Origin of the sequence: Streptomyces sp. NPDC059850, assembly GCF_042731515.1 — a bacterium.
GTDB lineage: Bacteria > Actinomycetota > Actinomycetes > Streptomycetales > Streptomycetaceae > Streptomyces.
In genome coordinates, this window is sequence record NZ_JBHWJI010000002.1 from 119,674 (window position 1) to 140,733 (window position 21,060).

Below are 21,060 nucleotides of genomic sequence, written 5' to 3' on the forward strand. Positions count from 1 at the left end.
ACCGCTACCGCGGCCACTCGAAGCCGCCGTTCCCATTGCCGCCGTTCCCGTTGCCGCCGATCACGCCCGGCGGGAGGGAGATGTCCGGCCACGGGTTGTCCCGGCCGCCGCCGTTCCCGGGCTTCTCGCGGCCCGGCTTCTCGCGGCCCGGCTTCTTGGGCGGGGAGGGCTTGCGCGCGTTGGGGTCCTTGATCGGCACGCTGACGAAGTCCGGCGCGGGCTTCCCGTTCAGCGCGCCGCTCATCGCGTCCTTCCAGATGGGACCGGGGGTGTCACCGCCGTACACCTTGGCGTGGGGGACACCGCCGATGGTGATGTTCTCCATCTTGAGGCCGCTGGCGCCGGGGCCGCCGCCGACCCACACCGCGCCCGCGAGGTTCGGGGTGTAGCCGACGAACCACGCGGCCTTCCGCTCGTCCGTCGTACCGGTCTTACCGGCGCTCGGGCGGCTCTGCAGACCGGCCTGCTTGCCGGTGCCGTCCTCAACCACACCGCGCAGCAGCGTGTTGATCGTGTCCGCGGTCTTCTCGGACATCGCGCGCGAGCACTTCGACTGCGGCACCTTCAGCTTCTTGCCGCCGGGGCCGGTGATCGAGTCGATGAAGACCGGGGAGCAGTAGACGCCGCGGTTGGCGAACGTCGCGTACGCGTTGGCCATGGTCAGCGGGGAGAAGCCCTCGGTGCCGAGGGTGAGCGAGGGCACCTGGTGGTGCTCCTTGCCGTCGGCCCGCTCCACGCCCATCTTGTCGGCCAGCTCGGTGACCGGGCAGACGCCGATGTCGCTGATCATCTGGACGAAGTAGGTGTTGACCGACTTCGCGGTCGCCTCCTTCATCCCGTACGGGCCGCGCTCCGACTCGTTCTCGTTCTCGACGGTCGCGCCCTCGCCGTTGGTCCAGGTGCCCTTGCAGGTGCTGACCGGGCTCGGGTACTCCATCTTGTACGGCGAGGAGTAGCTCTTGTACGGCTTCGTGCCCCGCTCCAGGGCGGCCGCGGCGGTGATCGGCTTGAACGTGGACCCCACCTGGAAGCCGTAGTTCGAGCCGCCCATGTTGTGGTCCGCGGAGAGGTTGATCTGCGTCTGGTCCTTGCCGAAGCCGTACGGCTTGGACTGGCCCATGCCCAGGACCTTGCCGGTGCCCGGCTCGACGAGCGAGACGGCGGTGGCGGCCTTGTCGGACTGGTAGACGTGCGACTTGATCGACTTCTGGACCGATTCCTGCGCCTGCGGGTCCAGCGTCGTACGGATCGTCAGGCCGCCCTGGTTCCAGCGCTTGGCGCGCGCCGCCGACGTCTTCCCGAAGACCGGGTCGTTGAGGAAGATCTGGCGGACGTAGTCGCAGTAGAACCCGGCGCCCTTGACGGCCGTGATGCAGCCGCTGCGGGGCATGCTGACGTCGAGGCCGAGCGGCTTCTTCTTGGCCGCGGCGGCCTGGGCCGCGGTGATGTCCTTCATGTCGGCCATGCGCTGCAGCACGGTGTCGCGGCGGGCCTTCGCGGTCTCCGGGTTGGTGACCGGGTCGTAGCGGCTCGGCGACTGGACGAGACCGGCCAGCAGCGCGGCCTGCTCCACCTTCAGGTTCTTGGCGGACGTGCTGAAGTAGCGCTGGGAGGCGGCCTCGATGCCGTAGGCCTGCTGCCCGAAGTACGTGATGTTGAGGTAGTTCTCCAGGATGCGGCGCTTGCCGAGTTCCTTCTCGACCTGGATCGCGTACTTCAGTTCCTTGATCTTGCGGCCTATCGACTGCTGGGTGGCCTCGGCGAACTTCTCCTTGCTGTTGCCCGCCTCCTCGACGAAGACGTTCTTCACGTACTGCTGGGTGAGGGTGGAAGCGCCCTGTGAGACGCCGCCGCTCTGCGCGTTCCTGTTGGCGGCGCGCAGGATGCCCTTGAGGTCGACCGCCCCGTGCTGGTAGAAGCGCGCGTCCTCGATCGCGACGATCGCCTTGCGCATGTACGGGGAGACGTCGCCCAGCTTCACGATGGTGCGGTCACGCGAGTAGACCTTCGCGATCTCGCCGCCCTTCGCGTCCAGGATGGTGGTCCGCTCGCTGAGCGGGGGCGTTTTGAGATTGGCCGGAATATCGTCGAATTCCTGGACCGTTTCCTTGGCGGTGAGGCCGAACGCCCCGACAGCGGGAAGCGCGAGCCCGGCCATCACGGCGCCGGCCAGCGCACTGACGCCGAGGAACTTGGCGGCCTGTTGAGCGGTGGACAGCCCTCCGCCCGAGCGCGTGTAACCCATAAGAGGCAGCCTACGTGGCGAATCGCCGGACAGGGGACCGCGTGTTCGCATACGCTGTTTCACGCCAGTCACGCATGTGCTGCTGCGCCACATCGCACGAGATCGCACCACATCCCCGGCCCCACTCGAGTGAGTGTTGAGGCGTGCCCGGATTGTGACCCCGTGTCCCGAGCTGCCCGGTGTTCGCTGCGTGAACTGCCCTGCTTTGCACCAGTAATCGCAAATGTCGTCAGCTCACTCCGTTGGGTGATCTGCCGCGTACCCATAGTCCGTTCGGGCCATCCAAGATTGGGCCTGCAGGGGGTGTTGCGGCTTGCTCGCCTTCCGTAACGTCCTCAACTGGCGACGGTGAATATGCCGTTTGTCGCCGTGGGGGAGCTCCGATTCGGGAGAGGACGGCGCCAGCATGGGCTGGGTAACCGACTGGAGTGCGCAGGCCGCCTGCCGCACTACTGATCCAGATGAACTGTTCGTCCAGGGCGCGGCACAGAACAGGGCCAAAGCGGTCTGCACCGGATGCCCGGTGCGCACCGAGTGCCTTGCGGATGCCTTGGACAACCGTGTCGAGTTCGGTGTGTGGGGAGGGATGACCGAGCGGGAGCGGCGGGCGTTGCTGCGCCGCCGCCCGACGGTGACTTCCTGGCGAAGGCTGCTGGAGACGGCACGCACCGAGTACGAGCGCGGCGCGGGCATTCTGCCCTTCGATGACGAAGAGTACGAGCGCTTCGCTGCCGTCGGATAGCGCGTCGGACAGCGGCCGGCCGACAGGCCGGTGCGCGACGAGGTCGCATCGCAGCACCACAACTTCATCTCACCCACCCCTCGTCACGGGCTTGTTCTCTCATCTACGACGGGACGAGGAAGGGTGCACGACACGAGTACGGCCGCGACTGTGGTCGCGGCCGGTCGTGGCCGGGCAAGGTGGTTCACGGGCTGGGGGCCTGCGGACCTTGGGGCAGCCCGCCACGCCACGGACGACGACGTGCACGGACGGATAGGGCGGAGCGCGACGGTGCGGACGATTGGGGATCCGCGGCGGACGCTGTGACGCTGCCACCGTCCTGGCCCGTCCCGGCCGTGATGTCGGCCCGCCATGGGCCTGTGCGGCGTGCGCGCCATGCGTGTACGTACGCGTCATGACGGGCGTGTCAGCCGCGCGGCGTAGCCGTGCCGGGAGCACCTGTGCGTGGGCACCCTTGCGTGGGTACGCCACGGCGCTTGGGGCGCGCGCGCACGCGTACATCGGTACGCGGCGCCATGTGTACGCGCCCCAGGGGCACTTGGGTAGGCGTCAGCCTGCCCGCCGCCTCAGCCTGCCCGCCGCCAGGGCTGGGCGTCAGCCTGCCGTGCGCTCGGACTGGTCCGCCGGAACCGCCGCGAGGCGGTCGCCGATGGCCCGCAGTCCTGCCAGGTCGTGTACGTCTCCAGGGAGCGCGGCCACTTGGGCCACGGGAACCTCGGGGTGCAACGCCGTGAAGCGGTCGTGGGTGCGCTGCTCGCGTCCGAGCACCTGCATACGCTCCGCGTGCAGCCGGAGCAGTCCCGCGGCCAGCCGCTCCGCCGACGTGGGGGAGACGTCGGGGTCCGCTGCCGTGGAATTGTCCGCCGCTGAGGCGTTCCGGGCTTGAGCATTCCCTGAGTCGGGATCGACAAATCCGTCGGCACCAAGATTTTCCGCGCCCTCGCCGGGGTTGGCCGGAACGCTACCCTCCTCCGGCGGATCCGCAGCGGCGGCGCTCTTCAGGATCAGCGTCTCCGCCGCAGCCAGGGCCCGTTCCGCCGACAGTTGTTCGGCGCCGCTGCCGTGCACCCGGTTCAGTACGAGACCGGCCAGCGGCATCTGATCCGCGGCCAGCCGCTCGACGAAGTAGGCGGCCTCCCGCAGCGCGTCCCGCTCGGGGGCGGCCACCACCAGGAAGGCCGTACCGGGCGCCTGCAGCAGCCGGTAGGTGGCCTCGGCGCGGGTGCGGAACCCGCCGAACATGGTGTCCATCGCAGCCGCGAACGTTTGCACATCGCGCATCAGCTGCCCGCCGAGGACCTTGCTGACCGTGCCCGTCATCATCGATACGCCCACGTTGAGGAACTTCATCCCGGCCCGGCCGCCGACCTTCGCCGGGGCCATCAGCACCCGGATGAACTTCCCGTCCAGGAACGAACCGAGCCGCTTCGGGGCGTCCAGGAAGTCCAGCGCCGACCGGCTCGGCGGCGTGTCGACGATGATCAGGTCCCATTCCTCGCGGGCCCGCAGCTGGCCGAGCTTCTCCATGGCCATGTACTCCTGCGTGCCCGCGAAACCGGCCGAGAGCGACTGGTAGAAGGGGTTCGCCAGGATCGCGCGGGCGCGCTCGGGGTCGGCGTGCGCCTCGACGAACTCGTCGAAGGTCCGCTTCATGTCCAGCATCATGGCGTGCAGTTCGCCGCCCGCCTCGTCCCCGACGCCCGCCACCCGCCTCGGGACGTTGTCGAGCGCGTCGATGCCCATGGACTGCGCGAGCCTGCGGGCCGGGTCGATGGTGAGGACGACGACCTTACGGCCGCGCTCGGCGGCCCGTACGCCCAGCGCGGCGGCCGTGGTGGTCTTGCCGACGCCGCCGGAGCCGCAGCACACCACGATGCGGGTCTGCGGGTCGTCCAGCAGCGCGTCGGTCTCCAGCCGGGGTGCCACGTCCATGCTCATGCCGCCTCCTGCGTACGGCTCGTGCCGTTGGTGTCGCCCGTACGGGGCGCGCGGCCGGTGCCGCGCGCCGTGCCCGTGCCGCTCACGACGGCCGTGCCGTTCACGACCGCCGTGCCGCTCACGACCGCCGTGCCGCTCACGACGGCCACTGCTTGCGCAGATCGCCTGCCAGCCGGTACAGCCCGGCCAGGTCGACGCCGTCCGTCAGTAGCTCCAGCTCGTGCAGCGGCAGGTCGAGACCGCCCAGTTCGGACCGCTGTGCCCGCTCCAGGGCGACGCGCTCGGCGTGCTCGCGCGCCTGCTCCAGCAGCGGGTCGACCAGCCGCTCGGCGAGGCCACCTCGGCGCGCGCCGCCCAGCCCGGCCTGCGAGAGAGCCTTGGCGACGGCGGTGCGACGGCCGTTGGCGGCGTCGTCGACGGCCTCGTGGTCGAGGATCGCGGGCCGCACCATGTTGACGATGACCGCGCCCGTCGGAAGGCCGTCCGAGCGCAGCTCCGCGATGCCGTCCGCGGTCTCCTGGACCGGCATCTCCTCCAGCAGCGTCACCATGTGGACCGCCGTCTGGGGCGACTTCAGGACGCGCATCACGGCCTGGGCCTGGTTGTGTATCGGGCCGGTCCTGGCCAGCCCCGCCACCTCGTGGTTGACGTTCAGGAAGCGGGTGATCCGGCCGGTCGGCGGGGCATCCATGATCACGGAGTCGTAGACGAAGCGGCCGTCCTTGCCCTTGCGGCGCACCGCCTCGCACGCCTTCCCGGTCAGCAGGACGTCCCGCAGCCCCGGCGCGATGGTGGTCGCGAAGTCGATCGCGCCGAGCTTCTTCAGGGCGCGCCCCGCCGAGCCCAGCTTGTAGAACATGTGGAGATAGTCCAGGAGTGCGAACTCCGGATCGATCGCGAGGGCGTGGACTTCGCCGCCGCCCGGCGCGGTCGCGATTTTGCGTTCCTCATAGGGAAGCGGTTCCGTTTCGAAGAGCTGTGCGATGCCCTGGCGGCCTTCGACCTCGACCAGCAGCGTGCGCCTGCCATCGGCCGCGAGGGCCAGCGCGAGTGCGGCGGCGACCGTGGTCTTGCCGGTTCCGCCCTTGCCACTGACGACATGGAGCCTGCTCACATTGGGAGCCTAACCAGTCCCCCCACGGGCTACGCACCAGGCCCCGGGAGTGAGGCATTACAGTCGGCTGCATGACGAAGTGGGAATACGCGACCGTGCCGCTGCTCGTACACGCCACGAAGCAGATTCTGGACACCTGGGGCGAGGACGGCTGGGAGCTGGTCCAGGTCGTTCCCGGGCCGAACAACCCCGAGCAGCTGGTGGCCTACCTGAAGCGGGAGAAGGCGTGAGCGCCGTCGAGGACAAGCTCGCCGGGCTCGGCCTGACACTGCCCGGGGTCGCGGCGCCGCTCGCCTCCTACGTCCCGGCGATCCGTACCGGGCCGTACGTCTACACCGCGGGCCAGCTGCCGCTGGTCGACGGGAAGCTGGGCGTGACTGGCAAGGTCGGCGCCGAGGTGACCCCGGAGGAGGCCAAGGAGCTGGCGCGCACCTGTGCGCTGAACGCGCTGGCCGCCGTGAAGTCGGTGGTCGGCGACCTGGACAAGGTCGTGCGGGTCGTGAAGGTCGTCGGCTTCGTCGCCTCCGCCCCGGACTTCACCGGGCAGCCGGGCGTCGTCAACGGCGCCAGCGAGCTGCTGGGCGAGGTGCTGGGCGACGCGGGCGTCCACGCGCGCAGCGCGGTCGGCGTGGCGGTGCTGCCGCTGGACGCGCCGGTCGAGGTGGAGATCCAGGTCGAGGTCGCGGACTAGCCCATCCGTGGTCCGGGCCCGCTCGCCCGCGGTCCGGCCCTGTACGGCCCGTCAGGGGCCCTTGTGCGGCCAGGGCCCCGGCCAGGGCCCCTCGAACATCCGCCCGCAAACGCATAGCATCCGGCCATGTCCACTACGAATGGCCAGTGGTATCCACCCGAGTGGCCAGAGCGCATCCGGTTGTTGTCCGCCGGTGAGCTGACGCCGGTGACGCCGCGCCGGGCCGCCACCGTGCTGCTGCTGCGGGACGGACCGGACGGCGTGCCGGGCGGGCAGGAGGGGGAGCACGGGGCGAACGGGGAACAGGGCGCGACGGACGGCGAGCGGGGCGGCCGGGCCGCCGGACTCGCCGTGTACATGCTGCGCAGACGCGCCTCCATGGCCTTCGCCGGAGGCGCGTACGCCTATCCGGGTGGCTCGGTGGACCCGCGCGACGAGCGGATGGTCGCCTGGGCCGGGCCCTCGCGCGCCCAGTGGGCGCGGCGGCTGGGCCTCGACGAGAGCGACGCGACGCATGCGCAGGCCATCGTGTGCGCGGCGGTCCGGGAGACCTTCGAGGAGGCCGGCGTGCTCCTCGCGGGCCCGACCCCGCACACGGTCGTCGCGGACACCACGGGCGACGACTGGGAGACGGACCGGCTGTCGCTGGTCGCCAGGGACCTGTCGTTCGCCGAATTCCTCGACCGGCGCGGCCTGGTGCTCCGCTCGGACCTGCTCGGCGGCTGGGCGCGCTGGATCACCCCGGAGTTCGAGCCGCGCCGCTACGACACCTGGTTCTTTGTGGCTGCGCTGCCGCGGGGGCAGCGTACGCGCAACGCCTCCACGGAGGCGGACCGTACGGTCTGGATCCACCCCGGGGACGCGGCCGACGGCTACGACCGGGGCGAGCTGCTGATGATGCCGCCGACCATCGCGACGCTGCGGCAGCTGCGGCCGCACGCCACGGTCCACGACGCGCTGGTGGCCGCCCCGGACCAGGACCTCACCCCGGTACTCGCGCAGGCCCGGCTGAACGGCGACGAGCTGGTGCTGAGCTGGCCGGGCCACGACGAGTTCACCAAGCACATCCCGGGCGCTGCGGGGGAGTCCGCGAGATGACGTACGCGGCATCCCTGCCCGGTCAGCCGCGCGGCGGCGCGATCGGCGGCCCGGCGACCGACCGCGCCGTATGCGTCCTCGCGCCGAATCCGTCGCCCATGACGCTGGACGGCACCAACACCTGGATCGTCGCCGAGCCGGACTCCGACCTCGCCGTCGTCATCGACCCCGGCCCGCTGGACGACGGCCACCTCCGGAACGTGATCGCGACGGCGGAGCGGGCCGGGAAGCGGATCGGGCTGACGCTGCTGACCCACGGCCACCCCGACCACGCGGAGGGCGCGGTCCGCTTCGCCGAGCTGACCCGGACGCGGGTCCGGGCGCTGGACCCGGAGCTGCGGCTGGGCGACGAGGGGCTGGAGCAGGGCGACGTCATCACCACCGGCGGGCTGGAGCTGCGGGTGGTGCCCACACCCGGCCACACCGCCGACTCGCTGTCCTTCCACCTCCCGGCCGACTCCGCCGTCCTGACGGGCGACACGGTGCTGGGGCGCGGTACGACGGTCGTCGCGCACCCGGACGGGCGGCTCGGCGACTACCTGGACTCGCTGCGGCGGCTGCGGTCGCTCGCGGTGGACGACGGCGTCGGCACGGTGCTGCCGGGCCATGGGCCGGTGCTGAACGACGCTCGGGGCGCGGTGGAGTACTACCTGGCGCACCGGGCCAACCGCCTCGCGCAGGTGGAGACGGCCGTCGAGAGCGGCCACCGGACGGCTACGGAGGTCGTGGCGCAGGTGTACGCGGACGTGGACCGGTCGCTGTGGCCCGCGGCCGAGCTGTCGGTACGCGCCCAGCTGGACTATCTGCGCGAGCACGGGCTGATCTGAGCACGGTGCGCGGGCACGGGTGATCCGAGCACGGCGAAGGGCCCCGACCGGGGATTCCGGCCGGGGCCCTTCGGGCGTCTTACGGGCTGTACGTGCCGTACGTGCCGTACGTCAGCGGGACCGCTTGGCCAGCCGCTCGACGTCCAGCAGGATCACGGCGCGCGCCTCCAGCCGAAGCCAGCCGCGGCCCGCGAAGTCGGCGAGCGCCTTGTTGACGGTCTCGCGGGAGGCGCCGACCAGCTGGGCCAGCTCCTCCTGGGTCAGGTCGTGGACGACGTGGATGCCCTCCTCGGACTGCACACCGAAGCGGCGCGACAGGTCGAGCAGGGCGCGGGCGACCCGGCCGGGCACGTCGGAGAAGACGAGGTCGGACATCTGGTCGTTGGTCTTGCGCAGGCGCCGGGCCACGGCGCGCAGCAGCGCGGACGCGACCTCGGGGCGGGCGTTGAGCCACGGCTGGAGGTCGCCGTGGCCGAGGCCGAGCAGCTTGACCTCGGTGAGGGCGCTGGCGGTGGCTGTGCGCGGGCCGGGGTCGAAGAGCGACAGCTCGCCGATCAGCTCGCCCGGGCCCAGCACGGCCAGCATGTTCTCGCGGCCGTCGGGAGAGGTGCGGTGGAGCTTCACCTTGCCCTCGGTGACCACGTACAGGCGGTCGCCCGGGTCCCCTTCGTGGAAGAGGGCGTCACCCCGCGCGAGGGTGGCCTCTCCCATGGAGGCGCGCAGCTCAGCGGCCTGCTCGTCATCGAGCGCCGCGAAGAGCGGGGCGCGCCGCAGAACGTCGTCCACGAGTCTCTCCTTGTCGACATGCACAGGGGACCGTCGTCCCCATGATGCCGGACGGTAAAACAGTGCGATCAATCACAAGTTTGACGCACTGGCCTGCCGGACCGTGCGGCAGGGGTCCGATTGGGCGGGGTCTGATCGGTAGCCCGGCCGGATGTCGGTGGCTGGGCTTAGGCTGGCCGGGTGTCCAATACGCCGGTGAGAGCACAGGGCAAGGGGGCTGAACGGGTGACCGCATCTCGTAATTCCGCTGTGGGCGAACAGGGGCCTGCCGAGCCGACGAAAGCGGCGAAGGCACCCAAAGTCACCAAGGCGGCGAAGCCCTCCCGGCCGGAATCCCAGCTCGCGCTCGTGCGCCGCGCCCGGCGCATCAACCGCGAGCTGGCCGACGTCTACCCGTATGCCCACCCCGAGCTGGATTTCGAGAACTCGTTCCAGCTCCTGGTCGCCACGGTCCTGTCCGCCCAGACCACCGACCTGCGGGTCAACCAGACCACCCCCGCGCTCTTCGCCGCCTACCCGACCCCCGAGGACATGGCGGCCGCCGACCCCGAGGCGCTGGAGCAGCTGATCCGGCCCACCGGCTTCTTCCGCGCCAAGGCCAAGTCCCTGCTGGGCCTCTCGGCCGCGCTGCGCGACCGCTTCGACGGCGAGGTGCCGGGCCGCCTGAAGGACCTGGTCACGCTGCCCGGCGTCGGCCGCAAGACGGCCAACGTGGTCCTCGGTAACGCGTTCGGGGTGCCGGGGCTCACCGTGGACACCCACTTCGGGCGGCTGGTGCGGCGCTGGAAGTGGACCGAGCAGGAGGACCCGGAGAAGGTCGAGGCGGAGATCGCCGCGCTCTTCCCGAAGAGCGAGTGGACGATGCTCTCGCACCGCATCATCTTCCACGGCCGCCGCGTCTGCCACGCCCGCAAGCCCGCCTGCGGCGCCTGCCCGATCGCCCCGCTCTGCCCGGCGTACGGGGAGGGCGAGACCGATCCGGACAAGGCGAAGAAGCTGCTGAAGTACGAGATGGGCGGCCAGCCGGGGCAGCGGCTGCGCCCGCCCGCCGACTACCCGGGGCCTCCGGCCGCCCCGCTGGGAGCGGCCGGATGACGAGCACGTACGGCGGAGGCGTGGGGGTCAGTTCCCAGGGGCTGCCCGAGTGGCTGCTCCCGGTGGCGCGGGCGGCCGAGACGATCGAGCCGCACCAGCTGAGCCGGTTCCTGCCGCCGCCGCAGGGCGGAGGCCGCCCCTCCGCCGTGCTGGTGCTCTTCGGCGAGGGCCCCGGCGGGCCCGAGCTGCTGCTGATGGAGCGGGCCGGGTCGTTGCGCTCGCACGCGGGCCAGCCGTCCTTCCCCGGCGGCGCGCTCGACCCGGAGGACGGTGATCCGGACGGGGAGGGTCCGCTGCGTGCGGCGCTGCGCGAGGCCGAGGAGGAGACGGGGCTCGACCCCTCGGGTGTCCAGGTCTTCGCCGTCCTGCCGCGCCTCTACATCCCGGTGAGCGGCTTCGTCGTGACGCCCGTCCTGGGCTGGTGGCGTCGGCCGAGCCCGGTCGGGCCGGTGGACCCCGCCGAGACGGCCCGGGTCTTCACGGTTCCCGTGGCGGATCTCACGGATCCGGCGAATCGGGCGACGACGGTTCACCCCAGTGGCCACCGGGGGCCCGCGTTCCTGGTGGGAGGGGCTCTGGTCTGGGGTTTCACAGCCGGAGTGATCGATCGCATACTGCATTACGCGGGCTGGGAACGACCATGGGACCGCGCGAACCACGTCCCACTCGACTGGCGCGCGTGAGACGGTGTCCCGGTGAATGTGCTGGACATCCTGCTGCTGCTCGCCGCCGTATGGTTCGCGATCATCGGCTATCGCCAGGGCTTCGTCGTCGGCGTGCTGTCGGTGATCGGATTCATCGGTGGTGGCCTGGTCGCGGTCTATCTGCTGCCGGTCATCTGGGACGGCACCACCGACCGGGCTTCGCCCGGCACGTTCGGTGCCATCGTGGCGATCGTGCTGGTGATCGTGTGCGCCTCGGTCGGTCAGGCGGCCACCACTCACCTGGGAAACAAGCTCCGCCGGTACATCACCTGGTCACCCGCGCGCGCCCTGGACGCGACCGGCGGCGCGATGGTGAACGTCCTGGCCATGCTGCTGGTCGCCTGGCTGCTCGGCTCCCTCGTGGCGGGGACCTCGCTCCCCACCGTGAGCAAGGAGGTCCGCGAGTCCAAGGTGATGTTCGGGGTCTCGCGCGTGGTCCCGGAGCAGGCCAACACCTGGTTCTCCGACTTCTCCACGGTGCTCGCGCAGGGCGGCTTCCCGCAGGTCTTCTCGCCGTTCTCGAACGAGCCGATCACCTCGGTGCCGCAGCCTGACCCGGCGCTCGCGCAGTCCCCGGTGGCCACTCAGGCCCAGAAGAGCATCGTGAAGGTCGTCGGCACCGCCCCGAGCTGCGGCAAGGTCCTGGAGGGCACCGGCTTCGTCTACGCGGAGAACCGGGTCATGACCAACGCCCATGTGGTCGGCGGGGTCGACGACCCGACCGTCCAGATAGGCGGCGAGGGACGGCTGTACGACGCGAAGGTCGTGCTCTACGACTGGAAGCGCGACATCGCGGTCCTCGACGTGCCCGCACTGCAGGCCCCCGCGCTCCAGTTCACGCAGGGCGACGCGGGCACCGGCGACGACGCGATCGTGGCCGGGTTCCCGGAGAACGGCGCGTTCGACGTGCGCGCGGCCCGCGTCCGCGGCCGCATCACGGCCAACGGCCCGGACATCTACCACCGTGGCACCGTGCAGCGCGATGTGTACTCGCTGTACGCGACCGTCCGCCAGGGCAACTCCGGCGGACCGCTGCTCACCCCGGAGGGCCGGGTGTCCGGCGTGGTCTTCGCCAAGTCGCTCGACGACGCGGACACCGGGTACGCGCTGACGGCGGACGAGGTGCGCAAGGACGCCGAGCAGGGGCGTACGGCCGACCAGCCGGTGGACAGCCAGGGATGTGCCCTCTAGCCCCTCCGGGGAGGGGAGCGCGACGCCGGTAGGTGTGCGGGTGCTCCCTACCGGCTGCGTGGATGGCGCAGCCGCGCCGAGACCCAGCGGGCACGGCGCCGGATGATGCGGGGAATCCCGACGATATTGGGGTCTTGGCCTTGGAGAGGCCCGGAGCCGCCGCGCTCGGAAACGCTCAGTGCGGCATTGGCAGCAGCGGCGGCTTCGGGGCCGCGGCCGCTTGGTGCGTCACGGTAGTCGTGCGTCCAGCCCATACTCCGCACTTTGCCCGTGGCCCAAGGTCGGTAATCGCGGGTGACTGCGGCAATTGGCCTATGCGCGAGGCAAGTGGCTGTTCGAGAAACAACTGTTCGCACGCGACCGGCTGAGCGGCCCGGTGCGGCGTCGGCTCAGCGGTCCGGTTCCGGGTCCTTGAGCCAGTTGATCAGCTCCGTGGAGAAGGCGTTCGGGTCCTCCTCGTGCGGAAAGTGTCCGAGGCCGTCGAAGAGCCGCCAGCGGTACGGCGCCTCCACGTACTGCCCCGACCCCGCCGCGCTGCGGGTGCGCATCACCGGGTCGAGTGACCCGTGCAGATGCAGGGTCGGCACCCGTACCGGACGCTTCATCCGGCGGTTGAACTGGAAACCGTCCGGCCGCCCCAGCGACCGCACCATCCACCGGTACGGCTCGATCGAGCAGTGGGCCGTCGAGGGGATGATCATCGCCCGCCGGTAGACGTCCACCGCCTCGTCCTCGGGCAGCCGCGGCCCGGACCACTCCCGGATCAGCCGCCCCACGGCCGCCCCGTCGTCCGCGACGAGCTGGCGCTCGGGCAGCCACGGCCGCTGGAAGCCCCAGATATGGGAGCCGGCGGCGCTCTGCCTGACGTCCCCGAGCATCGCCGAACGCCAGCGGCGCGGATGCGGCATGGAGGCCACCGCGAGCCGCCGCACCAGCTTCGGCCGCATCACCGCGGCCGTCCACGCCAGATATCCGCCCAGGTCATGGCCGACCAGTGCGGCGTCCGGCTCACCGAGCGAGCGGATCACCCCGGTGATGTCGAGGGCGAGGTTGGCGGGGTCGTACCCCCGCGGCGTGCGGTCGCTGCCGCCCACTCCGCGCAGGTCCATCGCGACCGCCCGGTAGCCCGCGTCGGCGAGCGCGGTCAGCTGGTGCCGCCAGGTCCACCAGAACTGCGGAAACCCGTGGAGCAGCAGCACCAGCGGGCCGTCGCCCAGCTCGGCGATGTGGAAGCGTGCGCCGTTGGCCGCGACGTCCCGGTGCGTCCAGGGGCCGTCCAGCCGAACGACCGAAGCGGAGATATCAGGGACGGTCATGCCGACGAGCGTGTCACATCCCGTACGGAGCGGCCGCCGTTCCCCGCTGCCCGCGGATGCGGCTTGACGTTCCCGAGGACCGCCGCCGTCTCCTTGGACGAGGCCATGGACCGCTTCGGCGCCTTGACCTTCTTGAACTTCAGCAGCGCGAGCAGGCCCAGGATTCCGGCGATCAGCCAGTAGATGCCGCCCACGATCAGGAAGCACCAGGCGAGGCCGAGACCGGTCCAGGAACGCATCCCGTAGGCGAGGGCGAAACTCAGCACCGGAAGCGAGAACAGGATCAGCACCCCGGCCGCCACACCGGCGCCGCTGCCGACCGCCGCCTTCTTGGCGCCCACCCGGAGCTCGGCCTTGGCCAGCGCGATCTCGTCGTGCACCAGCGCGGACAGCTCGGTGGTCGCCGTCGCCACCAGCTGGCCGAGGCTGCGGTTGCCGCCGTCGTCGGCTGCGCTCATCGCCATCTCCCTCTGCTCTTGTACGTCTTCCGGTCGTCTTTCGGGTTTTCAAGCCTCTCAGATCATGGCGTCTCAGATCATGCCGGACCATCGTCACCGGAGTGGTCCCCGGCGGCCACTTCGGCAAGCCGCCGGTGCTCCGCGGCTTTTGCCTCGTGGATGGCGGCCATGCGGAGGTGGTATTCGGGGGTGTCGAGTTCATAGACATCGGGGATGCCGTCCATGTCCTCGTCCCGCTCCTCGTCCTGGTACAGCCGCTGGTAGCGGTTGTTGCGCAGCTTGAGGAGGACGCCCGCGAGCAGCGCGGCGCACAGCGAGCCGATGAGGACCGCCGACTTGACCTCCTCGGCGAGCGCCGGGTCGCCGGGGAAGGCCAGTTCGCCGATGAGGAGGGAAACGGTGAAGCCGATTCCGGCGAGGGTCGCGACGGCGAACACATCCGCCCAGGCCAGATCCTCGTTCAGCTCGGCCCTGGTGAACCGGGCGGCGCACCACGAACCACCGAAGACCCCGACGGCCTTGCCCACCACCAGGCCGAGGACGACACCGAGCGTCTCGGGACGGGTGAAGACGTCCGCGATGGCGTCGCCGGACACCGGGACACCGGCGGCGAAGAGGGCGAACACCGGCACGGCGAGCCCGGCCGACAGCGGACGCACCCGGTGCTCGACGCGCTCGGCGGGGGAACGGTCCTCGCCCTCCCGTACGGTGCAGCGCATCATCAGCCCCATCGCGACGCCCGCGACGGTGGCGTGCACCCCGCTCGCGTGCATCAGCGCCCAGATCACCAGGGCGAGCGGGAGGTAGATGTACGCGGCGCGTACGCCCTTGTGGTGCAGCAGACGGAAGAGGGCGAGCCCGGCGAAGGCCAGGCCGAGGGCGATGAAGTCGATGTCCTTGGTGAAGAAGACCGCGATGATCAGGATCGCGCCGAGGTCGTCGACCACCGCGAGGGTGAGCAGGAACGCGCGCAGGGCGGCGGGCAGCGCGGTGCCGATGACGGCGAGCACGGCGAGCGCGAAGGCGATGTCGGTGGCGGTCGGTACGGCCCAGCCCTTCAGGCTGCCGCCGCCGGTCGCGTTGACGACGACGTAGACGAGGGCGGGCGCGATCATGCCGCACAGCGCGGCGACCACGGGCAGCGCGGCGGCCCTCGGATCGCGCAGCTCACCCGCGACCAGCTCGCGCTTCAGCTCGATACCGGCGACGAAGAAGAAGATGGTGAGCAGGCCGTCCGTGGCCCACGACTCGACGGACAGCCGCAGATGCAGCGCCTGGGGACCGAAGGAGAAGTCCTTGATGTCGCCGTAGACGCCGCTCAGCGGGGTGTTCGCCATGATCAGCGCGGCGATCGCGGCGACGAGAAGGATGATGCCGCCGACGGTCTCGGTGCGCAGCGCGTCGGTGATGAACGTCCGCTCGGGGAGCGAGGGGCGGCCGAGGAACTTGCGGCTGGTGGGCGCGGCCACGGGCGGGGCCTCCTGGGTCGTCGGGCGGGTGCGGACACACGTGTGCCGTGTGCCGACCAGACTTCCCGGCGCGCCCTTGTCATCTTGTCGCGTTCTTAACGCGGCAGGTACTCACCTTAACCGGAACGGACGAGGGGCGCTCCCGCGTGGCGGGAGCGCCCCTCGGTACCGTCGCCGGTCAGTCCTCGCTGGCTGCGGACGGCAGCTTGCTCTGGATCAGCTCCATGACGGAGGAGTCGGTGAGCGTGCTGACGTCACCCAGTGCGCGGTTCTCGGCGACATCGCGCAGCAGGCGGCGCATGATCTTGCCGGACCGGGTCTTGGGCAGCTCGGCCACCGGCATGATCCGCTTGGGCTTGGCGATCGGGCCGAGCTGCTTGGCGACATGCGCCCGCAACTCCTCGACCAGGCCCTCTTCCTCGGCCGCGCTGCCACGCAGGATGACGAAGGCGCAGATCGCCTGGGTGGTCTGCGGGTCGGTGGCCCCGACGACGGCGGCCTCGGCGACCTTGGGGTGGGAGACGAGGGACGACTCGACCTCGGTCGTCGAGATGTTGTGGCCGGACACCAGCATCACGTCGTCGACCCGGCCGAGCAGCCAGATGTCGCCGTCGTCGTCCTTCTTGGCGCCGTCGCCCGCGAAGTAGCGGTTCTCGAAGCGGGACCAGTAGGTGTCCAGGTAGCGCTGGTCGTCGCCCCAGATGGTGCGGAGCATCGACGGCCACGGCTCGGTGAGGACCAGATAGCCGCCCGCCCCGTTCGGCACCTCGTTCGCGTCGTCGTCGACGACGGTGGCGGCGATGCCGGGAAGCGCCACCTGGGCCGAACCGGGCTTCGTCGCGGTGACGCCCGGCAGCGGGCTGATCATGATGCCGCCGGTCTCGGTCTGCCACCAGGTGTCGACGATCGGCGTCGTGTCCGCGCCGATGTTCTTGCGGTACCAGACCCATGCCTCGGGGTTGATCGGCTCACCGACCGAGCCGAGGACGCGCAGCGAGGACAGGTCGAACTTGGCCGGGATGTCGTCGCCCCACTTCATGCACGCGCGGATCGCGGTCGGGGCGGTGTACAGGATGGTGACCCCGTACTTCTGGACGATCTCCCACCAGCGGCCCTGGTGCGGGGTGTCCGGCGTGCCCTCGTAGAGCACTTCGGTCGCTCCGTTGGAGAGCGGTCCGTAGACGATGTACGAGTGGCCGGTGACCCAGCCGACGTCGGCGGTGCACCAGAAGACGTCCGACTCCGGCTTGAGGTCGAAGACGGCGTGGTGGGTGTACGACACCTGGGTGAGGTAGCCGCCGGTGGTGTGCAGGATGCCCTTCGGCTTACCGGTGGTGCCGGAGGTGTAGAGGATGAACAGCGGGTGCTCGGCGTCGAACGCCTCGGGCGTGTGCTGCTCGGGCTGGCGGTCCACGATCTCGTGCCACCAGACGTCGCGGCCCTCGGTCCAGGCCACCTCCTGGCCGGTGCGGCGGACGACCAGCACACTGCGCACGCTCTCGGTGCCGGGACGGGTCAGGGCCTCGTCGACGGCGGGCTTGAGCGCGGACGGCTTGCCGCGGCGGTAGCCACCGTCGGCGGTGATGATCACGCGGGCGTCGGCGTCGTTGATACGGGTGGCGAGGGCGTCGGCCGAGAAGCCGCCGAAGACCACGGAGTGCGGGGCGCCGATGCGGGCGCAGGCCAGCATCGCGACGACGGTCTCGGTGATCATCGGCAGGTAGATGGCGACCCGGTCGCCCGCCTGGACCCCCAGCTCGGTCAGTGCGTGCGCCGCCTGGGAGACCTCCCGCTGCAGCTCGGCGTAGGTCAGGGAACGGGTGTCGCCCGGCTCCCCCTCGAAGTGGAGGGCGACCCGGTCGCCGAGCCCGTTCTCCACATGGCGGTCGACGCAGTTGTACGCCACGTTGAGCTTGCCGTCGGCGAACCACTTCGCGAAGGGCGGGTTCGACCAGTCGAGCGTCTCGGTCGGCTCGGTCGCCCAGGTCAGCCGACGGGCCTGCTCGGCCCAGAAGCCCAGGCGGTCCGCCTTCGCACGCTCGTACGCCTCAGCCGTCACATTGGCGTTCGCGGCCAGATCGGCCGGCGGCGCGAAGCGGCGCTCCTCCCGAAGAAGGCTGGCCAGGCTTTCGTTGCTCACGACATCTCCCATTCCCAGGGTGTCCGTTGTGTCCCCGCCATAGCTCATCAGCCCTGGGTGGGCCCTGACAAGGCGCTGTCAGCGCAAATTGGTTTAGACCTGTAAGGGGGCTTGTGCTCAGGCCTGTGCTCAGATCGCCTCCAGCGCTTCCGTGGCTCCCCCTTTCCCGGGCTCCAGGGCGACGGCCGGACCCGCTGCGCAGACGGCCACCGGCGCGCCGTCCTCCGGCCGGATGGCCAGGAATCTGGCCGATCCGGCCTCCAGTACGTACGCCTGAGCCTCCGCCACATGGAAGTACATCCCGTGCAGCACCAGCCCTCCCTCGGCCACCCGTCGTGCGACGCAGGCGTGCGCCATCAGATGCTCCAATTGCTGCATCACATTGATCAGCGCCAGCCGCTCCACATCGTCGGTCACCGGCCGGTCGGCCAGCGCGACCTCGCCGCGCCCCAGCCGCCCGATCCGCTCCATCCGCGCCACTCCGGGCCTGCCATGGCGCAGCCAGCGCGCCAGCGGCGTCTGCGCTCCGGGTGGCGCGGCCGCCGAGCCGAGCAGCGCCTGCATCGCCCCGCATCCGGAGTGCCCGCACACCGTGATGCTGCTGACCCGCAGCACCTCCACCGCGTACTCGATGGCCGCGCCCACCGAATCGCAGGCGGCGTCCTCGCCAGGAGGCGGCACGAGATTGCCGACGTTGCGAACGGTGAACAGATCGCCGGGGCCGCTGGAGGTGATCATGCTGGTCACCAGCCGGGAGTCCGCACAGGTGAGGAACAGCTGGGTGGGCCGCTGTCCCTCCCGGGCGAGCCGCGCCAGCTCGTCGCGCACCAGCGGCGCGGTGTTGCGCTGGAAGGCGCTCACCCCGCCCAGCAGCTGCCCCGCGCCGTCTCCGTGGCCGTGCCCTTGTCCGTACCCGCGGCCGTCCGCGGCCGCCGGGGCGGGGCGGGTGCAGTGGTGGTCGCGCCAGGGCGTCCACGGGCGGCAGGCGCGCGGTGCGGACGGCTCGGCGGCCGAGCGCCGCGGCCGGTGGAGGCGGCGCAGCGAGACGCGGACGGCGAGCACGATCCCGGTGAGTGCGATCGCGGCGAGCACGATCTGGTCCAAGAGCTTCAACATTCCCGTCTCCTCCGGGGCTTCGCGGTCGCGGCGGGGCGCGGCCGTGGGTCACGGCGTACTGCGGTGCTGACTCCCAAGCATTGGTAAATGAATGGTAATGCCGGGTAAAGTCGACGGGAAGTCTTTTGGGTGGGAGCGGGTCGTTGTTCCTTCTATGGGGTGAATAGTCAGGTGAGATGACCGCCCAGGGCGGGTGGCTAGGCGGGAGCGGGAGCGGCCGCCGCCCGCGCGGCCGGGGCGGACTCGTCGAGCGCGAAGGCCGGATCGACCTGTGCCGCCAGGTCGGCACCCGTCTTCGCGTTCCCCCAGCTCTGCGCGTTCTTCAGGTGGAAGTGCACCATCTGGCGGGTGTAGCGCTGCCAGTCCCGCCGCTCGTAGGAGGCGTCCGCCGCGTCGTGCAGCGTGCGCAGCGCGTCGCGGTTGGGCTCTTCCAGCTCCGCGAAGCGCGGTGCGCGGCCCTTCTCCATCGCCCGGACCCAGTCGGAGTGGCCGACGGTGACCAGCAGGTCGTCGCCCACCTCGGCGCGGAGAAAGGCGAGGTCGTCCGGGCCCTGCACCTTGTTGCCGACCACGCGCAGCGCCACGTCGAAGTCGCGGGCGTACTCCTTGTACTGGCGGTAGACCGCGATGCCCTTGCGGGTGGGCTCGGCGACCAGGAACGTCATGTCGAAGCGGGTGAAGAGCCCGGAAGCGAAGGAGTCGCTGCCCGCCGTCATGTCGACGACCACGAACTCCCCGCGCCCGTCGACCAGATGGTTGAGGCACAGCTCGACCGCGCCGACCTTGGAGTGGTAGCAGGCGACGCCGAGATCGGATTCGGTGAAGGGCCCGGTCGCCATCAGCCGCACCTCCCCGTCGCCGAGCGGGACGGTCCGGGCGCACGCCGCGTAGACGGGGTTGTCCTCGCTGATCCGCAGCAGCCGCGACCCCTCGCCCGGCGGCGTTGTCTTGATCATGGTCTCGGCGGAGGCGATCCGGGGGTTCGTCCCGCGCAAGTAGTCCTTGATCAGGGGGAGATGGGCGCCCATGGCGGGCAGCGCGGCGGCCTCCGCCTCGTCGAGCCCGAGTGCCGCGCCCAAGTGCTGGTTGATGTCGGCGTCGACCGCGACGACCGGGGCACGGGTGGCGGCGAGATGGCGGATGAACAGCGATGACAGCGTCGTCTTGCCGCTGCCGCCCTTGCCTACGAAAGCGATCTTCATGTTCAGAAAGCGTAGGTGAGTGATCCTCTCCCATGAGGGATTTACGTGAAGAAAACCACTCCAACGAGGGGCACCGGGCCATGGGTGCGTAGGGTCGTACTCATGAGTACGTCAGCAGATCCGCTCGCCACCCTGGCGGCGCTGCCCGGTGTGGCCGAGTCCGTGGAGGCCGTACGGACGGCGGTGGACCGGGTCTACGGCCACCGGGTGATGCGCCGCCGCAGCAATGAGGTCACCTCCGAGGCGGCGCTGCGCGGGGCGCGTGGCTCCGCGGCGCTGGCCGGTGCCGACTGGGCGCTCGAAGAGGTCCGCCGCCGCACCGACTTCGGGGGCGACGGGGAGCCGCACACGGTGGGCGCGGCGCTGCGGGTGACCGCCGAGGCCGGTCAGCTGCTGAGCGTCTGGCGGCAGTCGCCGCTGCGGGTGCTGGCCCGGCTGCATCTGGTCGCGGCCGGAGGGGCGGACGAGGACGACAGGGTCGGACGGCCCCGGCTGGCGGGTGAACCGGTGCGGGAGCGGCTGGTCGGGCCGGAGCCGCCGGATGCCGACGAGGTGGCGGCGCGGCTCGACGGCCTGGCGCGGCTGCTGCTCGCGGGCAGCGAGGCCCCGGCGCTGGTGACGGCTGCGGTGGTGCACGGTGAACTGCTCGCGCTGCGGCCCTTCTCGTCCTACAACGGCCTGGTGGCGCGCGCGGCCGAGCGGATCGTGCTGGTCGGCAGCGGGCTCGACCCGAAATCCATCTGCCCGGCGGAGGTGGGCCACGCGGAGCAGGGCGCCGCCGTATGTGTGGCCGGGTTGGAGAGCTATGTGTCCGGGACGCCCGAGGGCATGGCGGCCTGGATCGCGCACTGCGGGCGGGCGGTTGAGCTGGGTGTGCGGGAGAGCACGGCCGTGTGCGAGGCGATGCAGCGGGGAGCCGCCTGAGGCC

The 21,060-nt window shown here is 71.0% G+C and carries 20 protein-coding genes and 1 pseudogene; 9 read left to right on the forward strand and 12 right to left on the reverse strand.

The window, feature by feature from the left end; genetic code table 11:
* Window positions 1-4: 4 nt before the first annotated feature.
* On the reverse strand, window positions 5-2,245 hold the full coding sequence (locus ACFV9T_RS02475; RefSeq protein ID WP_385436227.1) for a transglycosylase domain-containing protein: 2,241 nt from the start codon (window positions 2,243-2,245) through the stop codon (window positions 5-7).
* Window positions 2,246-2,651: 406 nt separating this feature from the next.
* Here ACFV9T_RS02475 and ACFV9T_RS02480 point away from each other — a divergent pair, with 406 nt between their 5' ends.
* Complete coding sequence (locus tag ACFV9T_RS02480) at window positions 2,652-2,987, forward strand: WhiB family transcriptional regulator (RefSeq protein WP_063730272.1); 336 nt, start codon at window positions 2,652-2,654, stop codon at window positions 2,985-2,987.
* Between the two features lie 594 nt (window positions 2,988-3,581).
* On the opposite strand, the gene ACFV9T_RS02485 is transcribed toward ACFV9T_RS02480, so the two are convergent.
* Genes ACFV9T_RS02485 through ACFV9T_RS02495 form a run of 3 tightly spaced genes read right to left on the reverse strand, consistent with a single transcriptional unit; the run spans window position 3,582 to window position 6,039 of the window.
* Window positions 3,582-4,925: an ArsA family ATPase gene (locus ACFV9T_RS02485; RefSeq protein ID WP_385436228.1), complete on the reverse strand. Its 1,344-nt coding sequence runs from the start codon at window positions 4,923-4,925 to the stop codon at window positions 3,582-3,584.
* Window positions 4,922-5,065, reverse strand: coding sequence for a hypothetical protein (locus ACFV9T_RS02490; protein ID WP_385436229.1), 144 nt, complete (start codon window positions 5,063-5,065; stop codon window positions 4,922-4,924). The genes ACFV9T_RS02485 and ACFV9T_RS02490 overlap by 4 nt, the downstream gene beginning before the upstream one ends.
* A complete protein-coding gene (locus tag ACFV9T_RS02495; protein ID WP_385436230.1) occupies window positions 5,062-6,039 on the reverse strand; it encodes an ArsA-related P-loop ATPase in 978 nt (325 codons plus the stop codon). The genes ACFV9T_RS02490 and ACFV9T_RS02495 overlap by 4 nt, the downstream gene beginning before the upstream one ends.
* 71 nt (window positions 6,040-6,110) lie before the next feature.
* On the opposite strand from ACFV9T_RS02495, the gene ACFV9T_RS02500 reads away from it, so the two are divergent.
* The 4 genes from ACFV9T_RS02500 (at window position 6,111) to ACFV9T_RS02515 (ending at window position 8,655) form a co-directional block, all read left to right on the forward strand.
* Window positions 6,111-6,269: a DUF4177 domain-containing protein gene (locus ACFV9T_RS02500; protein WP_003967454.1), complete on the forward strand. Its 159-nt coding sequence runs from the start codon at window positions 6,111-6,113 to the stop codon at window positions 6,267-6,269.
* Window positions 6,266-6,730 (forward strand): RidA family protein, encoded by a 465-nt coding sequence (locus ACFV9T_RS02505; protein WP_385436231.1) that lies wholly within the window; start codon window positions 6,266-6,268, stop codon window positions 6,728-6,730. Before ACFV9T_RS02500 ends, ACFV9T_RS02505 begins: the two co-directional genes overlap by 4 nt.
* A 126-nt stretch (window positions 6,731-6,856) precedes the next feature.
* A complete protein-coding gene (locus tag ACFV9T_RS02510; RefSeq protein WP_385436232.1) occupies window positions 6,857-7,828 on the forward strand; it encodes an NUDIX hydrolase in 972 nt (323 codons plus the stop codon).
* Entirely contained in the window at window positions 7,825-8,655 is an 831-nt protein-coding gene (locus ACFV9T_RS02515; protein WP_385436233.1) for an MBL fold metallo-hydrolase, read from the forward strand. Before ACFV9T_RS02510 ends, ACFV9T_RS02515 begins: the two co-directional genes overlap by 4 nt.
* A 111-nt stretch (window positions 8,656-8,766) precedes the next feature.
* On the opposite strand, the gene ACFV9T_RS02520 is transcribed toward ACFV9T_RS02515, so the two are convergent.
* Window positions 8,767-9,441, reverse strand: coding sequence for a Crp/Fnr family transcriptional regulator (locus ACFV9T_RS02520; RefSeq protein ID WP_009716739.1), 675 nt, complete (start codon window positions 9,439-9,441; stop codon window positions 8,767-8,769).
* Between the two features lie 225 nt (window positions 9,442-9,666).
* Between ACFV9T_RS02520 and nth the strand changes: the two genes are divergently transcribed.
* Genes nth through ACFV9T_RS02535 form a run of 3 tightly spaced genes read left to right on the forward strand, consistent with a single transcriptional unit; the run spans window position 9,667 to window position 12,431 of the window.
* Window positions 9,667-10,536, forward strand: coding sequence for an endonuclease III (gene nth, locus ACFV9T_RS02525; RefSeq protein ID WP_385436234.1), 870 nt, complete (start codon window positions 9,667-9,669; stop codon window positions 10,534-10,536).
* Window positions 10,533-11,219 (forward strand): NUDIX hydrolase, encoded by a 687-nt coding sequence (locus tag ACFV9T_RS02530; protein WP_385436235.1) that lies wholly within the window; start codon window positions 10,533-10,535, stop codon window positions 11,217-11,219. The genes nth and ACFV9T_RS02530 overlap by 4 nt, the downstream gene beginning before the upstream one ends.
* Window positions 11,220-11,231: 12 nt before the next feature.
* Window positions 11,232-12,431, forward strand: coding sequence for a MarP family serine protease (locus tag ACFV9T_RS02535; RefSeq protein ID WP_385436236.1), 1,200 nt, complete (start codon window positions 11,232-11,234; stop codon window positions 12,429-12,431).
* Window positions 12,432-12,478: 47 nt separating this feature from the next.
* Here ACFV9T_RS02535 and ACFV9T_RS02540 read toward each other — a convergent pair whose 3' ends face one another.
* The 7 genes and pseudogenes from ACFV9T_RS02540 to ACFV9T_RS02570 form a co-directional block, all read right to left on the reverse strand.
* Entirely contained in the window at window positions 12,479-12,685 is a 207-nt protein-coding gene (locus ACFV9T_RS02540; protein WP_385436237.1) for a hypothetical protein, read from the reverse strand.
* Window positions 12,686-12,820: 135 nt separating this feature from the next.
* A complete protein-coding gene (locus ACFV9T_RS02545; protein ID WP_385436238.1) occupies window positions 12,821-13,747 on the reverse strand; it encodes an alpha/beta fold hydrolase in 927 nt (308 codons plus the stop codon).
* A complete protein-coding gene (locus ACFV9T_RS02550) occupies window positions 13,744-14,205 on the reverse strand; it encodes a phage holin family protein (protein ID WP_385436239.1) in 462 nt (153 codons plus the stop codon). The genes ACFV9T_RS02545 and ACFV9T_RS02550 overlap by 4 nt, the downstream gene beginning before the upstream one ends.
* 77 nt (window positions 14,206-14,282) lie before the next feature.
* The gene (gene nhaA, locus ACFV9T_RS02555) at window positions 14,283-15,674 is read right to left on the reverse strand and encodes a Na+/H+ antiporter NhaA (RefSeq protein WP_385436240.1); all 1,392 of its coding nucleotides are present in this window, start codon (window positions 15,672-15,674) and stop codon (window positions 14,283-14,285) included.
* Between the two features lie 178 nt (window positions 15,675-15,852).
* Window positions 15,853-17,814 carry an acetate--CoA ligase gene (gene acs, locus ACFV9T_RS02560; RefSeq protein WP_385436241.1) on the reverse strand — a complete coding sequence of 654 codons (1,962 nt, stop codon included), beginning with the start codon at window positions 17,812-17,814 and terminating at the stop codon, window positions 15,853-15,855.
* 129 nt (window positions 17,815-17,943) lie between these two features.
* Window positions 17,944-18,840, reverse strand: a pseudogene (locus ACFV9T_RS02565) (carbonic anhydrase); the annotation flags it as partial.
* A 287-nt stretch (window positions 18,841-19,127) separates the two neighbouring features.
* Window positions 19,128-20,132: an ATP-binding protein gene (locus ACFV9T_RS02570; protein WP_385436242.1), complete on the reverse strand. Its 1,005-nt coding sequence runs from the start codon at window positions 20,130-20,132 to the stop codon at window positions 19,128-19,130.
* Between the two features lie 102 nt (window positions 20,133-20,234).
* Here ACFV9T_RS02570 and ACFV9T_RS02575 point away from each other — a divergent pair, with 102 nt between their 5' ends.
* Window positions 20,235-21,056 (forward strand): oxidoreductase, encoded by an 822-nt coding sequence (locus tag ACFV9T_RS02575; RefSeq protein ID WP_385436243.1) that lies wholly within the window; start codon window positions 20,235-20,237, stop codon window positions 21,054-21,056.
* Window positions 21,057-21,060: the final 4 nt, after the last annotated feature.